Origin of the sequence: Alloalcanivorax marinus (genome assembly GCF_016906305.1) — a bacterium.
GTDB lineage: Bacteria > Pseudomonadota > Gammaproteobacteria > Pseudomonadales > Alcanivoracaceae > Alloalcanivorax > Alloalcanivorax marinus.
Map to the genome: position 1 here is coordinate 47,003 of NZ_JADDOL010000014.1, position 12,442 is coordinate 59,444.

The 12,442-nt window shown below is 66.9% G+C and carries 14 protein-coding genes; 5 read left to right on the top strand and 9 right to left on the bottom strand.

Going from position 1 to position 12,442, the window contains the following annotated elements:
• Positions 1-13: 13 nt before the first annotated feature.
• Complete coding sequence (locus tag IM760_RS12570) at positions 14-856, bottom strand: AAA family ATPase (RefSeq protein ID WP_204429780.1); 843 nt, start codon at positions 854-856, stop codon at positions 14-16.
• A 125-nt stretch (positions 857-981) separates the two neighbouring features.
• Here IM760_RS12570 and IM760_RS12575 point away from each other — a divergent pair, with 125 nt between their 5' ends.
• Positions 982-1,698 (top strand): 16S rRNA (uracil(1498)-N(3))-methyltransferase, encoded by a 717-nt coding sequence (locus IM760_RS12575; RefSeq protein ID WP_204429781.1) that lies wholly within the window; start codon positions 982-984, stop codon positions 1,696-1,698.
• 68 nt (positions 1,699-1,766) lie between these two features.
• On the opposite strand, the gene rluB is transcribed toward IM760_RS12575, so the two are convergent.
• The 6 genes from rluB to IM760_RS12605 all read right to left on the bottom strand — a co-directional run bounded on the left by rluB (position 1,767) and on the right by IM760_RS12605 (position 7,380).
• Positions 1,767-2,606, bottom strand: coding sequence for a 23S rRNA pseudouridine(2605) synthase RluB (gene rluB / locus IM760_RS12580; protein WP_204429783.1), 840 nt, complete (start codon positions 2,604-2,606; stop codon positions 1,767-1,769).
• Positions 2,599-3,513: an SMC-Scp complex subunit ScpB gene (gene scpB / locus IM760_RS12585; RefSeq protein ID WP_204429790.1), complete on the bottom strand. Its 915-nt coding sequence runs from the start codon at positions 3,511-3,513 to the stop codon at positions 2,599-2,601. The genes rluB and scpB overlap by 8 nt, the downstream gene beginning before the upstream one ends.
• A gap of 1 nt (position 3,514) precedes the next feature.
• Positions 3,515-4,444 carry a segregation and condensation protein A gene (locus IM760_RS12590; RefSeq protein WP_204429794.1) on the bottom strand — a complete coding sequence of 310 codons (930 nt, stop codon included), beginning with the start codon at positions 4,442-4,444 and terminating at the stop codon, positions 3,515-3,517.
• Between the two features lie 40 nt (positions 4,445-4,484).
• The gene (locus tag IM760_RS12595) at positions 4,485-5,699 is read right to left on the bottom strand and encodes a tryptophan--tRNA ligase (protein ID WP_204429795.1); all 1,215 of its coding nucleotides are present in this window, start codon (positions 5,697-5,699) and stop codon (positions 4,485-4,487) included.
• Positions 5,700-5,848: 149 nt separating this feature from the next.
• Positions 5,849-6,472 carry an L-threonylcarbamoyladenylate synthase gene (locus tag IM760_RS12600; protein ID WP_204429798.1) on the bottom strand — a complete coding sequence of 208 codons (624 nt, stop codon included), beginning with the start codon at positions 6,470-6,472 and terminating at the stop codon, positions 5,849-5,851.
• Entirely contained in the window at positions 6,469-7,380 is a 912-nt protein-coding gene (locus tag IM760_RS12605; RefSeq protein WP_204429799.1) for a PHP domain-containing protein, read from the bottom strand. Before IM760_RS12605 ends, IM760_RS12600 begins: the two co-directional genes overlap by 4 nt.
• A 113-nt stretch (positions 7,381-7,493) precedes the next feature.
• On the opposite strand from IM760_RS12605, the gene IM760_RS12610 reads away from it, so the two are divergent.
• From IM760_RS12610 to IM760_RS12620, 3 genes are all read left to right on the top strand, one after another.
• The gene (locus IM760_RS12610; protein WP_204429801.1) at positions 7,494-8,144 is read left to right on the top strand and encodes an inner membrane-spanning protein YciB; all 651 of its coding nucleotides are present in this window, start codon (positions 7,494-7,496) and stop codon (positions 8,142-8,144) included.
• Complete coding sequence (locus IM760_RS12615) at positions 8,122-8,421, top strand: YciI family protein (protein ID WP_204429806.1); 300 nt, start codon at positions 8,122-8,124, stop codon at positions 8,419-8,421. Before IM760_RS12610 ends, IM760_RS12615 begins: the two co-directional genes overlap by 23 nt.
• An 89-nt stretch (positions 8,422-8,510) precedes the next feature.
• Positions 8,511-9,170 (top strand): TIGR04211 family SH3 domain-containing protein, encoded by a 660-nt coding sequence (locus IM760_RS12620; RefSeq protein ID WP_204429807.1) that lies wholly within the window; start codon positions 8,511-8,513, stop codon positions 9,168-9,170.
• A 9-nt stretch (positions 9,171-9,179) separates the two neighbouring features.
• Here the strand turns inward: IM760_RS12620 and IM760_RS12625 are convergent, their stop codons facing one another.
• Positions 9,180-10,109, bottom strand: a complete 930-nt coding sequence (locus tag IM760_RS12625) for a hypothetical protein (protein ID WP_204429808.1) — start codon at positions 10,107-10,109, stop codon at positions 9,180-9,182.
• Between the two features lie 62 nt (positions 10,110-10,171).
• On the bottom strand, positions 10,172-11,362 hold the full coding sequence (locus IM760_RS12630) for a CaiB/BaiF CoA transferase family protein (RefSeq protein WP_204429810.1): 1,191 nt from the start codon (positions 11,360-11,362) through the stop codon (positions 10,172-10,174).
• 168 nt (positions 11,363-11,530) lie between these two features.
• Between IM760_RS12630 and IM760_RS12635 the strand changes: the two genes are divergently transcribed.
• On the top strand, positions 11,531-12,421 hold the full coding sequence (locus IM760_RS12635) for an acyltransferase (RefSeq protein WP_204429812.1): 891 nt from the start codon (positions 11,531-11,533) through the stop codon (positions 12,419-12,421).
• Positions 12,422-12,442: the final 21 nt, after the last annotated feature.

Sequence of the window (12,442 nt, forward strand, 5' to 3'; positions counted from 1 at the left end):
CGCTTCTCCGGGATCAGCGTTCGCGGCGGCTCATGAAGGCCAGCCGTTCCAGCAGCTGCACGTCGGCCTCGTTCTTCACCAGGGCGCCGTACAGCGGCGGTACCGCGCTCTTGGTGTCGCGGTTGCGCAGGATGTCCTGGGGAATGTCGTCGGCCATCAGCAGCTTGAGCCAGTCGATCAGCTCACTGGTGGAGGGCTTCTTCTTCATGCCCGGCACCTTGCGCAGATCGAAGAAGATCTCCAGTGCTTCGCTGACCAGTTCCTTCTTGATCTCCGGGAAGTGCACATCGACGATCGCCTGCATGGTTTTGGCGTCGGGGAAATTGATGTAGTGGAAGAAGCAGCGGCGCAGGAAGGCGTCGGGCAGCTCCTTCTCGTTGTTGGAGGTGATGATCACGATCGGGCGTTTCTCGGCGCGCACGGTTTCCCCGGTCTCGTAGACGAAGAACTCCATGCGATCCAGTTCCTGCAGCAGATCGTTGGGGAACTCGATGTCGGCCTTGTCGATCTCGTCGATCAGCAGCACCACCTGGTCGTCGGCGGCGAACGCCTCCCACAGCTTGCCCTTCTTGATGTAGTTGGCCACGTCCTCGACGCCCTCGGCGCCGAGCTGGGAGTCGCGCAGGCGGGACACCGCGTCGTACTCATACAGGCCCTGCTGGGCCTTGGTGGTGGACTTGATGTGCCAGGACAGCAGCGGCATGCCGAGGGACTCGGCCACCTGCTCGGCGAGCAGGGTTTTGCCGGTGCCCGGCTCGCCCTTGATCAGCAGCGGGCGCTGCAGAGCGATGGCGGCGTTGACGGCCATCTTCAGATCTTCGGTGGCGACGTACTGGTCGGTGCCCTGAAACTGCATGCGTGTCTCTCCACGTCATCGAGAATAACGAGGCGCACTCTAGCAACCCCCGGCGCCGGCGCAAAGGGCCGGAATCGCCACGTTGCGGGAGGATTGCGTCAGTCCCTGTGCCATAATCCCGCCCCATGAATCTGCTGCTGCTGCACCCCGATCAACGGCTGGACGACCATCTCTGGCGCCTGGACCCGCGCCAGGCCGGCCACGTACGCACCGTGCTGGGGCTGACCGAAGGCGCGCCCTGCCGCGCCGGCCTGTTGAACGGCCCCTTGGGGGAAGGCCGGATAGAATCCATTAAAAACAATGAGATAGTAATTTCTTTTAAAGCTGTTTCTCAGCCTCCGGCGCCGCTGGGACTGAACCTGCTGCTGGCCCTGCCGAGGCCGAAAATGCTGAAACGGCTGCTGATCGACGCCGCCAGCCTGGGCATCAAACGCCTGGTGCTGGTGAACGCCTGGAAGGTGGACAAAAGCTACTGGCGGACGCCTAACCTGAAGGCCGACCTGCTCCGGGAAAAACTGCTGCTGGGCCTGGAACAGGCCGGTGACACGGTGCTGCCGGAACTGGTGCTGGCGCCCCGCTTCCGGCCGTTCGTGGAGGACGATCTGGACGCCTGGGCCGGCGCCGGCCCGCGCCTGCTGGCCCACCCCGGGGACCACCCCGCCCTGCCCCACGAGCTGGACGGGCCGGCCACCCTGGCGATCGGGCCGGAGGGCGGCTGGACGCCGTTCGAGGTGGAACTGCTCCAGGCCCACGGCTTCCTGCCGCGCCGTTTCGGGACCCGCATTCTGCGGGTGGAAACGGCGCTACCGGCGTTGGTGGGGGCGTTGATGCGGTTGCCTTAGAAAAATCGCGACTGAAGTCGCTCCTACGGGGAGCCCCCGATGCAGGAGCGACTTCGGTCGCGATCCGGTCAACGCCGGTAGGGATTGCGGCGGGGTTTGCGCGGCGGCTTGTCGCCACGCTGGTGACGCAGGCGCGCGCGGCCGTACAGGCCGGTGTACTTCTTGCCTTTCAGATCCACCCGGTCGGTGAGCGGCTTGATCTCGTCGGCGGTGAGTTCCTTCCAGCGGCCCATGCGCAGATCCGACGGCAACGTCAGATCGCCGAAACGGATGCGGATCAGCCGCGCCACTTCCAGGTCCTGGGACTGGAACAGGCGCCGCACTTCCCGGTACTTGCCGCCGGTCAGGCTGACCTTGTGCCAGTGGTTGGCGGCCTCTTCGCCGCCACCGGCGTCCTCGATGCTGTCGAAGCGGGATACCCCGTCCTCCAGCAGCACGCCGTCGAGCATCGCCCGCCGTTTCTCGTCGGTGAGCTCGCCGCGCACGCGCACGGCGTACTCGCGCACGAAACCGTTGGACGGGTGCATCAGGCGGTGCGCCAGTTCGCCGTCGGTGGTGAACAGCATCAGGCCGGTGGTGTTGATGTCCAGCCGGCCCACCTGCACCCAGCGCAGGCCCTGCAACCGGGGCAGATTGTCGAACACCGTGGGGCGCCCCTGCGGGTCGTTCCGCGAGCACACCTCACCGGCGGGCTTGTGATAAACGATCACGCGCCGAATTACGTCTTCTTCCGCCTTCACTGGAATGATCCTGCCGTCCACTCTGATCGTGTCTTCCGGCTCCACCCGGTCGCCCAGGGTCGCCACCTTGCCGTTCACGGAGATGCGCCCGTTGGCGATCCAGGTCTCCAGTTCACGGCGTGATCCCAGCCCGGTGCGGGCCAGGACTTTCTGCAACTTTTCACTCATGACGCGATGTTTCGTCCTCGTTGGCGGCCTCGCCGCCGTCGTCGTCGTTCCCTTGCCGGCCTTCCGCGTCTTCCGTCACCGGCGTTTCCGCGGCCTCCGGCTGTTCGGCGGCCGCCGGTACTTCCGTGGCAACAGGTTTCGTCGGCGCGGCATCGTTTTCCGCCTCCGGCGAGGCCTTGCGGCGGAATTCGGTCTCGAAGCCGGCGTTCACCGCGTCCACCTTGTCCATGCTCATCAGGGTGGAATCGTCGATTTCCGGCTCCTCGTCGTAGCCGCCGAACAGCCGCTCGGCGGGCTCGCCACCGGCGGTGCCGGTGCCCGCTTCCCGGTCGTCGTCCTCGTCCGGCGCATCGCTCAGCGCCAGTTCCTCGTTGAGCTTGTCCAGATCCTTGATCTCGGACAGCGGCGGCAGGTCCTCCAGGCTCTTCAGGTCGAAGTAGTCCAGGAACTGCCGGGTGGTGGCGAACATGGCCGGGCGCCCGGGCACGTCCCTGTGCCCCACCACTCTGACCCAATTGCGTTCCAGCAGGCTCTTGATGATGTGCGAGCTCACGGACACGCCACGGATCTCCTCGATTTCGCCCCGGGTGATCGGTTGCCGGTAGGCCACCAGGGCCAGCGTTTCCAGAATCGCCCGGCTGTAGCGCGGCGGTTTCTCCTGCCACAGGCGGCTGACCCAGGGGCCCAGGTCCTTGCGCACCTGAAAACGGAACCCGGACGCCACTTCGCGCAGCTCAACGCCGCGCCCGGCGTAGTCCTCGGCCACTTCCTCCAGCAGCTTCGACAGGGTCGCCTTGTCCGGCCGCTCGCCCTCGTCGAACAGCATCAGCAGCGCGTCCCGGTCCAGCGGGCCGTCGGCGGCGAAGATCGCCGCTTCCAGAATGTTCTTGATGTGCTGCGGCTCCACGTCAATCGTCCTCGGGCGTGTCGTCGGCGGATTCGTCGTCATCGATTTCCAGCGCCGCCAGGGCCTCGGACTCTTCCAGCACCAGCGTGCGGGCCTTCACGTGGATGGGGCTGAACGGCTCGGTCTGAATCAGCTCGATCAGCGACCCCTTGACCAGTTCCAGCACCGCCAGAAAACTCACCACCACGCCGAGCCGGCCTTCCTCGGCCTCGAACAGCTCCACGAAGGGCACGAACTCGCGGCCCTTGAGCCGGTCCAGCACGTTGGCCATGCGCTCGCGGGTGGACAGTTTCTCCCGCGACACCTGATGGCTCTCGAACATGTCGGCGCGGTGCAGCACCTCCTTGAAGGCCAGCAGCAGCTCGCGCAGGTCCACGTCCGGCTGCGCCCGCTCGCGCACGAAGTCCGGGCGGCGCGCGGCGGCCAGCTGGAAATCCCGTTCCTGGCGCGGCAGACCGTCGATGTCCTCGGCGGCCTGTTTGAAGCGCTCGTATTCCTGCAGGCGGCGGATCAGCTCCGCGCGCGGGTCCTCCGCGTCCTCGTCCTCATCGTGGCTGGGCCGGGGCAGCAGGCTGCGCGACTTGATCTCGCCCAGCATGGCGGCCATCACCAGATACTCGGCGGCCAACTCCAGGTTGAGCGCCTTCATCAGTTCCACGTATTCCATGTACTGACTGGTGATCTGCGCCACCGGGATGTCCAGAATGTCCAGATTCTGGCGCTTGATCAGATACAGCAGCAGGTCCAGCGGCCCCTCGAACGCCTCCAGGAACACTTCCAGGGCGTCCGGCGGGATGTACAGATCGTCCGGCAGCTTGGTGATCGCCTGCCCGTACATCAGACCAAACGGCATTTCCGCCTGTTGCGGACCGGCCGGCGCCAGGGGATTGCGGGCGCCGGGCGCGGCCGGCTGGTCGATGACGTCGTTCATACTTGCCGCTCCCACTGGCCACTCACCGCCCGCTTGCTGCTCACCGGTAGTGCAGCCCCATGGCGGCGCGCACTTCCTCGAGGGTGGCGCGGGCCGCCTCGCGGGCCTCCTCGCAGCCTTCCGCCACGATGGTGCGCACCAGATCCGGATTACGCAAATGCTCCTCGGCGCGCTTGCGAATCGGCGCCAGCTCTTCCTGCACCGCCTCGATCACCGGCTTCTTGCATTCCAGGCAGCCGATGCCGGCGGAGGTGCAGCCCTCGCGCACCCAGGCGCGGGTGGCGTCGTCGGTGTACACCTGGTGGAATTCCCACACCGGGCACTTGTCCGGGTTGCCCGGGTCGCTGCGCCGCACCCGCGCCGGGTCGGTGGGCATGCGCCGGATCTTGGCGTCCACCTGGTCCGGCTCCTCGCGCAGACTGATGAAGTTGCCGTAGGACTTGGACATTTTCTGACCGTCCAGCCCGGGCATCTTGGACGCCGGCGTCAGCAGGGCCTGGGGCTCCGGCAGAATCACCTTGCCGCCGCCTTCCAGGTCGCCGCTCAGGCGTTCCTTGTCGCCCAGGGTGATGTTCTGCTGGCCCTGCACCAGGGCCCGAGCGGTCTCCAGGGCCGACTCGTCGCCCTGCTCCTGATACTTGCGGCGGTTCTCGGTGTAGATGCGCGACTGCTTCTTGCCCATCTTCTTGATGGCCGCCGCCACCGCTTCCTCGAAGCCCGGCTCGCGGCCGTACAGATGGTTGAACCGGCGCGCCACCTCCCGGGTCAGCTCCACATGGGCCACCTGGTCGGCGCCCACTGGCACCTGGCCGGCCCGGTAGATCAGGATGTCGGCGGCCTGCAGCAGCGGGTAGCCCAGGAAGCCGTAGGTGCTCAGGTCCTTCTCGCGCAGTTTTTCCTGCTGGTCCTTGTAGGTCGGCACCCGTTCCAGCCAGGACAGCGGCGTCATCATCGACAGCAGCAGATGCAGTTCCGCGTGCTCCGGCACCTGGCTCTGGATGAACAGGGTGGCGGAGCCGGGATTGACACCGGCGGCCAGCCAATCGATGACCAGATCCCAGACATGGTCCTGAATGGCGTGCGGGTTCTCATACTCGGTGGTGAGCCCGTGCCAGTCAGCGACAAAAAAGAAACACTCGTACTCGTGCTGCAAACGTGCCCAATTCTTGAGCACGCCATGGTAATGCCCCAGATGCAGGCGCCCGGTGGCGCGCATACCCGATACCACTCTTTGGGAGGGAACCACGGAACTCAAAAGCCGACTCCTGTCGCAACGGCAAGAAAGCGGCGATTATAAAGGGAACCGCCGGGGTAAAGACAGGGCTGGCACGCCGCCAGCCCGGGGAACATCCGGATTAATGCCTTGCAGGGACGGTGCCAGTCCGTCCCGGGGCTTACGGGTGTTCAGAAAATGGCGTCGAGGGGCCCGGCGCCCTCGCGCACCACCTCCGGCCCGGTGCCGTCCGCCAGGGAGATCACCGTGGTCTCGGTGACGCCGCAAAAGCCGCCGTCGATGACCAGATCCACCTGCCCCTGGAGGAAATCCCGCACGTCCTGGGGATCGGTGAGCGGAAATTCGTCGTCCGGCAGATGGGCGGTGGAGGTCATGATCGGCCCGCCTTGCTCCGCCAGCAGCGCCTGGCAGATCGGGTGATCCGGCACGCGGATGCCGATGGTGCGCTTTTTCGGATGCATCAGCCGCCGGGGCACCTCGTGGGTGGCCTTGAGAATAAAGGTGTAGGGGCCCGGGGTGTGCGCCTTGAGCAGGCGATAGTCCGGGTTGTCCACCTTGGCGAACACCGCCAGCACCGACAGGTCCGGGCACAGCAGCGTGAACTGGTGCTTGTCGTCCAGCCGGCGCAGGCGGATCAGCCGTTCCAGGGCGTCTTTTTCCCCGATGCCGCAGCCCAGGGCGTAGGTGGTGTCGGTGGGATAGGCGATCAGCCCGCCCTGGCGGATCACGTCCACGGCCTGCCGGATCAGGCGCGGCTGGGGCGTTTCCGGGTGAATATGGAGTACTTCGGTCATGATACGGACACCTCCAGATCAGGGTCGGCCGAACCGGCGTCGGCGGTGGCGTAACCGGCCTCGGGCAACTGCCACACGGCGCGGCCGTCCGGCGGAAACGGCGGCAGGCCGCCCAGGGACAGCCACTTCTGCTGCGGCGAGTGGAAATCGCTGCCGCCGGACACCGCCAGGCCGAAATGCCGCCAGCACTCCTCCAGCAGGCCGGCCTGCTGGGAGCTGAGCCCGGGCATCACCGCCTCCATGCCCAGACCGCCGGCGTTGCGGAAATCCCGCACCAGCTCGCGCAGGCGTTTGCGGGTCAGACTGTAGGCCTGGGGATGGGCCAGCACCGGCACGCCGCCGGCGGCCAGCAGATCCCGGACACCCTGCTCCAGGGTCACCCAGGGGGTGGACACGAACGCCGACTGGCCTTTCTTGAGAAAGCGGTTGAAAGCATGACGCTGGTCGCGCACCACGCCCTCCTCCACCAGTACCCGGGCGAACCAGGGCCGGCCGGGGGTATCCGAGGCGGCCTTCTCGCAGGCCTTGGCGTAGCTGTCCTCGATGCGGGCGGCCTTGTCCAGGCGGGCGCCGATGCGCCGGGCCCGTTCCCGCCGGGCGTCCAGTTGGGCGGTCACCCGGGCGCCCAGCACCGGGCACGCCGGGTCCACCCACAGGCCCAGCACGTGGATCTCACGGCTCCCCCACAGCACCGACAGTTCGATGCCGTCGATCAGGGTAATACCGTGCTCCGCCGCCGCGGCGCGCGCCTCCGGCAGACCGGCCAGGGTGTCGTGGTCGGTGAGCGCCAGGGCGTCGACGCCGTACTCGGCGGCGCGGGCGACCAGCTCCGCCGGCGCCAGAACGCCGTCGGAGGCGAGGCTGTGGCAGTGCAGGTCGGGGCGTTGGAACGGGGCGATGTGGGTCATGGCGCGCACGTTACCACACTCGCGCCCCCGGCCTATACAGGCGGGGCGCCGGGCGGGATGATTTAGGCGGCGGTTCCCGCTACCATCGGCGGTCCGACCGAGGAAACGACTTCATGAAGCAATTGTTCGACTACCTCCCGGTGGTGGTGTTTTTCGGCCTGTACTTCCTCAGCGGCCGCGACATCATGCTGGCCACCTGGGGCATCATCGCCGCCACCTCCTTCCAGGTGATCGCCGGACGGCTGATCTGGAAGCGCTGGCATCGCCTGCATCTGATGGTGCTGGCCGTCACCCTGGTGTTCGGCGGTCTGACCCTGCTGCTGCGCGACGATGTCTTTATCAAATGGCGCCCCTCGATCATCAGCTTCGTGCTGGCGGCGGTGCTGCTGGCGGGCCACTTCCTGCGCCAGCGCAACCTGCTGCAGCGTCTGTGCGAGAAGTTGATGGTCAGCGGCTTCGGCTATGTGGTGGCCCTGCCCCGCCGTGACTGGAGCCGCCTCAACCTGGCCTTTATTCTCTATTTCGTCGGCCTGGGCGCGCTCAACCTGTACATCGCCTACAACTTCAGCACCGATTTCTGGGTCAACTTCAAGCTGTTCGGGTTCACCGCCCTGCAGATGGTGTTCTATGTGGGGGCGTTCCTTTATTTCTATAAGCGCATGCCGGACGCCGACCGCCAACGTCTTTTTCACCAGGACAAGCAGCCGCCGGAAGCCCCGGCCAAGAAAGACGAGGACGACGATGCTGTACGCGATCATCAGTGAAGACGTGGCCGACTCCCTGGACAAGCGCGCCGGCGCCCGGGGCGACCACCTGGCCCGCCTGGAGCGGCTCCGCGACGAAGGCCGGCTGACCCTGGCCGGCCCGCACCCGGCGGTGGACAGCCCGGACCCGGGCCAGGCCGGTTTCACCGGCTCCCTGGTGGTGGCCGAGTTCGATTCCCTGGAAGCGGCCCGGGCCTGGGCCGACGCCGACCCCTACATCGCCGCCGGCGTCTACGCCCGGGTCACGGTGAAGCCGTTCAAGGCGGTACTTCCCTGAGTTTCTTCCCTGAAATGTGACTATTTCGGCGCCCTCGGCGGCGCCGGTTCCCTAAACTTCGCGCCTTCACCGTCAAGGAGTACCCATCGATGCTGGTCCGCTGGTTGTGTTTGTTGTTGCTCGCCGTGCTGTCGGTGCCCGCCACCGCCGCCACCGCCTGGGTGGACGATGAGATTTACGTGCCGGTGCGCTCCGGCGCCGGTTCCGGTTACCGCATCGTGCACCGGGGCCTGAAGAGCGGCACCCAGGTGGAACTGCTCGGCGAGGAAGGCGACTGGGCGCACATCCGCTATGGCGACGTGGACGGCTACATCGGCAAGCAGTACATCAGCCGCAGCCCGGTGGCGGCGATCCGCCTGCGCGACGCCACCCAGAAAGCCGAGAAGCTGGAACAGCAGGTGGCCGCCCTCCAGGAGCAGCTCAACCAGGCGCAAAGCGAGCGCGACCGTCTCAGCGGCGAGAACCAGGAACTGCAGGGCTCCCTGACCAGCCGGGGCCAGGAACTGGACAAGCTGCGCGACGTGGCCGCCGATCCGCTGCGGCTGGATCAGGCCAACCGTCGCCTCAACGAGGAATTGAGCATGCTGCGCTCCGATCTGGACCAGTTGAAGGCCGAGAACACCATGCTGCGCAACGACAATACCTCGCGGAAATGGATCACCGGCGTGGGCATTCTGATTCTCGGCGCCGTGGCCGGCCTGCTGCTGAAATCCAAATCCGGCCGCCGCCGGGGCGGCTGGGCCAACTGAGGCCGGCGCTTATACGTCCACCTTGCCGAACAGGGTTTCCAGGCGCAGCACCACCCCGTGCACGCCCTGGTAATCCTGTTCCCGGGGCCACAGCACGAACGGCTCCATCTCCACGAACAACCAGGGCCGCCACAGATTACGGCGATAGCGGGCGTACAGCCGGTAGTTGTCCACCACCCCCGGCTTGCTGCGCCCGCCCACGCCCAGCCCCAGATTGAGCGCCGACTGGTGCCCCAGCTGCTTGAACAGGTTGACGCCCTGGAACAGGCCCAGGCCGGTGCCTTCCTGATTGAATTCCTCGGTATAGCGGACTTCGGTGGAGAAGCGCAGGATGGTGTCCGGCGCCAGGGGCCGGTCCAGCTCCACCAGTGAGCGGCTGCCCCAGCCGTCCGGATCTTCCCAGTAAAGGCGCTGGGTGTAGCGCAGCCAGGCGCTTTGATTGGCGAGCGGATAGAGACGCCGGTAGCGGGCGCGTACGAAGGTGGTCAGGTCGGACCGGGCGCCCACGTCCACGTCCAGGTCCATGGCGTCGGTGCGGTCCACCACCCAGCGCAGGGCGCCGCGAAAGCCCCCTTCGTCCTCGGTGCCGGGCAGATCCCGGGCCACGGGCTGATCGTCCCGGTCCTCATCGCGGCTGCGGAACAGCAGGGACAGGCGCCGCTCGGCGCTGGGCAGCCACACCCGGGCGTCCACGTCCACGTCGTTGGCGTCCTCGTTGTCGTCCCGCCAGACCTGTTCGCCGGTCACCCGCACCAGGCTGGCGGCGGGCTCGTTGTTCTCGCGCAGGGGGTCCTGGAAAAAGCCGTCCACCCAGCGGCTCGGCCAGCACAGGGAGCGCGACAACCAGCCGTGGGTGCGGTCCACCAGGGTGTCCGCGCCCTGCCAGAGGCAATCGTCCGGGGCCGCTCTCAGCAGCCCGCTCCACAACAACAATCCCACCAGTAACGTTCGCCTCATGGCGCCAGCATAGCGTCCGCCGGCGGCGCCGGGAATCGCGATCGTCAGGCATCGCCTCCCAGGGCGCCGGCATCGCGCAGGCGCTGGATGGCGTCGTCGTCCAGGCCCCGTTCGCGCAGCACCTCCCGATTGTGCTGGCCGATGCGCGCGCCGCTGAACCGATAGCCCACCGGCGTGGCGGAAAATTTGAACGGCGACGCCACCTGCCGTTGGTGGCCGCCGTCGTGGCGGGGCACGTCCACCACCATGTTGCGGGCCCGCAGCTGCGGGTGGGCGGCGGCCTCGCTGAAGCTCAGCACCGGCTCCACGCAGCAGTCCAGGTCGGCGAACAGGGCGCACCAGTGATCGTAGTCCTGGCCGGCCAGGGCCTCGGCGATGCCCGCCTTGACCTCGGCCACCGTTTCCGCGTCCCGGCTCAGGCCCTTGGTGGTCAGGTCCGGACGGCCGATGGCCTGGCAGAACTGGCTGAAGAACTGCGGCTCCAGGCCGGCCACGGACAGATAGCGGCCGTCCCGGGTGCGGTAGCAATCGTAGAAGCCGCCGCCGTTGAGGGTGGTGCCCTCCAGCGCCGGGTCCTCACCCGCCACCAGCGCCGGCGGCGCGGCCAGCCCGTGCAGGGCGAAGGCGGCGTCGGTCATGGCGATGTCCAGATGCTGGCCCTCGCCGGTTTGCTGGCGATGCACCACCGCCGCCAGAATCCCCATCACCGCGTGGCAGGAACCGCCGGCGATGTCGGCCACCTGAAAGGCCATCGGCGCCGGGCCGCTGTCGCGCCGGCCGTTGTAGCTGGTCATGCCGGCCAGGGCCAGATAATTGAGGTCGTGGCCGGCCCGGTCCCGGTACGGGCCGTCCTGACCGTAGCCGGTGATCGAGCAGTAAATCAGCCCCGGGTTGATCGCCTTCAGGGTTTCGTAGCCCACCCCCAGCTTGTCCATCACGCCGGGCCGGAACTGCTCCACCACGATGTCGTAGTCCTTGACCAGCTCATGGACCACCTGACGGGCTTCCGCCTTCTTCAGGTCCAGGGCCAGGCAGCGCTTGGAGCGGTTCAGGTAACCGTGCACCGCCGACACACCGTCCTCGGAGGGCGGCAGCAGCCGCACCATGTCCGGCCGCGTGGGCGACTCCACCCGCAGCACCTCGGCGCCCATGTCCGCCAGCATCAGGGTGGCGAAGGGGCCGGGCAGCAAGGTGGAAAAATCGAGGACTTTCAGGGAGGCCAGGGGACCGCTCATGGACTTCACTCCTTACCCGGGGACATCAGCCAAAGAACGTCGACCCTACCCGCTGACGGGAACGCCGCCAATGGCCGGGTGCGTCACGGACTGACCGAATCGGACATGGGGCGGCGCCGCCAAACACGGTAGCATGCGCCGCTGTTTCGAGGACTTTACCGGTAGATCATGACTCCGATAATAAAACTGCGCGGCATCCTGGCCCTGGTGGGCATTACCCTCAACACCCTGCTGATGATCGGGCCCTTGTATCTGTTCGCCCTGTTGCGGCTGGTCCTGCCCTTCCACCCGGTACAGGTGGCCCTGGCCCGGGTTCTGGTGGTGATCGCGGAAAGCTGGATGGCGGTGAACAACGCCATCATCGGCCTCACCAGCGGCGTGCGCTGGCGGGTGGAGGGCATGGAAGGCCTGGCCCGCCGGGAATGGTACCTGGTCACTTCCAACCATCAGTCCTGGGCGGACATCCTGGTGCTGCAGAAGGTCACCAACCGGCGGGTGCCGTCGCTCAAGTTCTTTCTCAAGCAGGAGCTGATCTGGGTGCCGCTGCTGGGGCTGGCCTGGTGGGCGCTGGATTTCCCGTTCATGAAGCGCTACACCCGGGCCCAGCTGGAGAAGCACCCGGAACTCAAGGGCAAGGACATGGAGACCACCCGCCGCGCCTGCGCCAAGTACGCGCACTTCCCGGTGTCGGTGATGAACTTCTTCGAGGGCACCCGTTTCACCCGCGCCAAGCACGACGAGCAGGGCTCGCCCTATCTGCACCTGCTCAAGCCCAAGGCCGGCGGCGCCGCCTTTACCCTCAAGGCCATGGGCGGCCAGCTGCACAAACTGCTGGATTTCACCATCGTCTACCCGCCGAACACCACCCGCTCCCTGCTCGGCTTCCTGGGCGGCGCCATGGACGAGGTCCAGGTGATCGTGCATCAGCGCCCGATCCCGGACTGGGCCGCCGAGGGCGACTACGAGAACGACCCGGAATTCCGCGCCCGCATCCAGGCCTGGATCAGCGAAATCTGGGTGGAAAAGGACGCCCTGATCCAGTCACGCCTTTCCGCCTGAGGGCGAAATTGCCTATAGTAG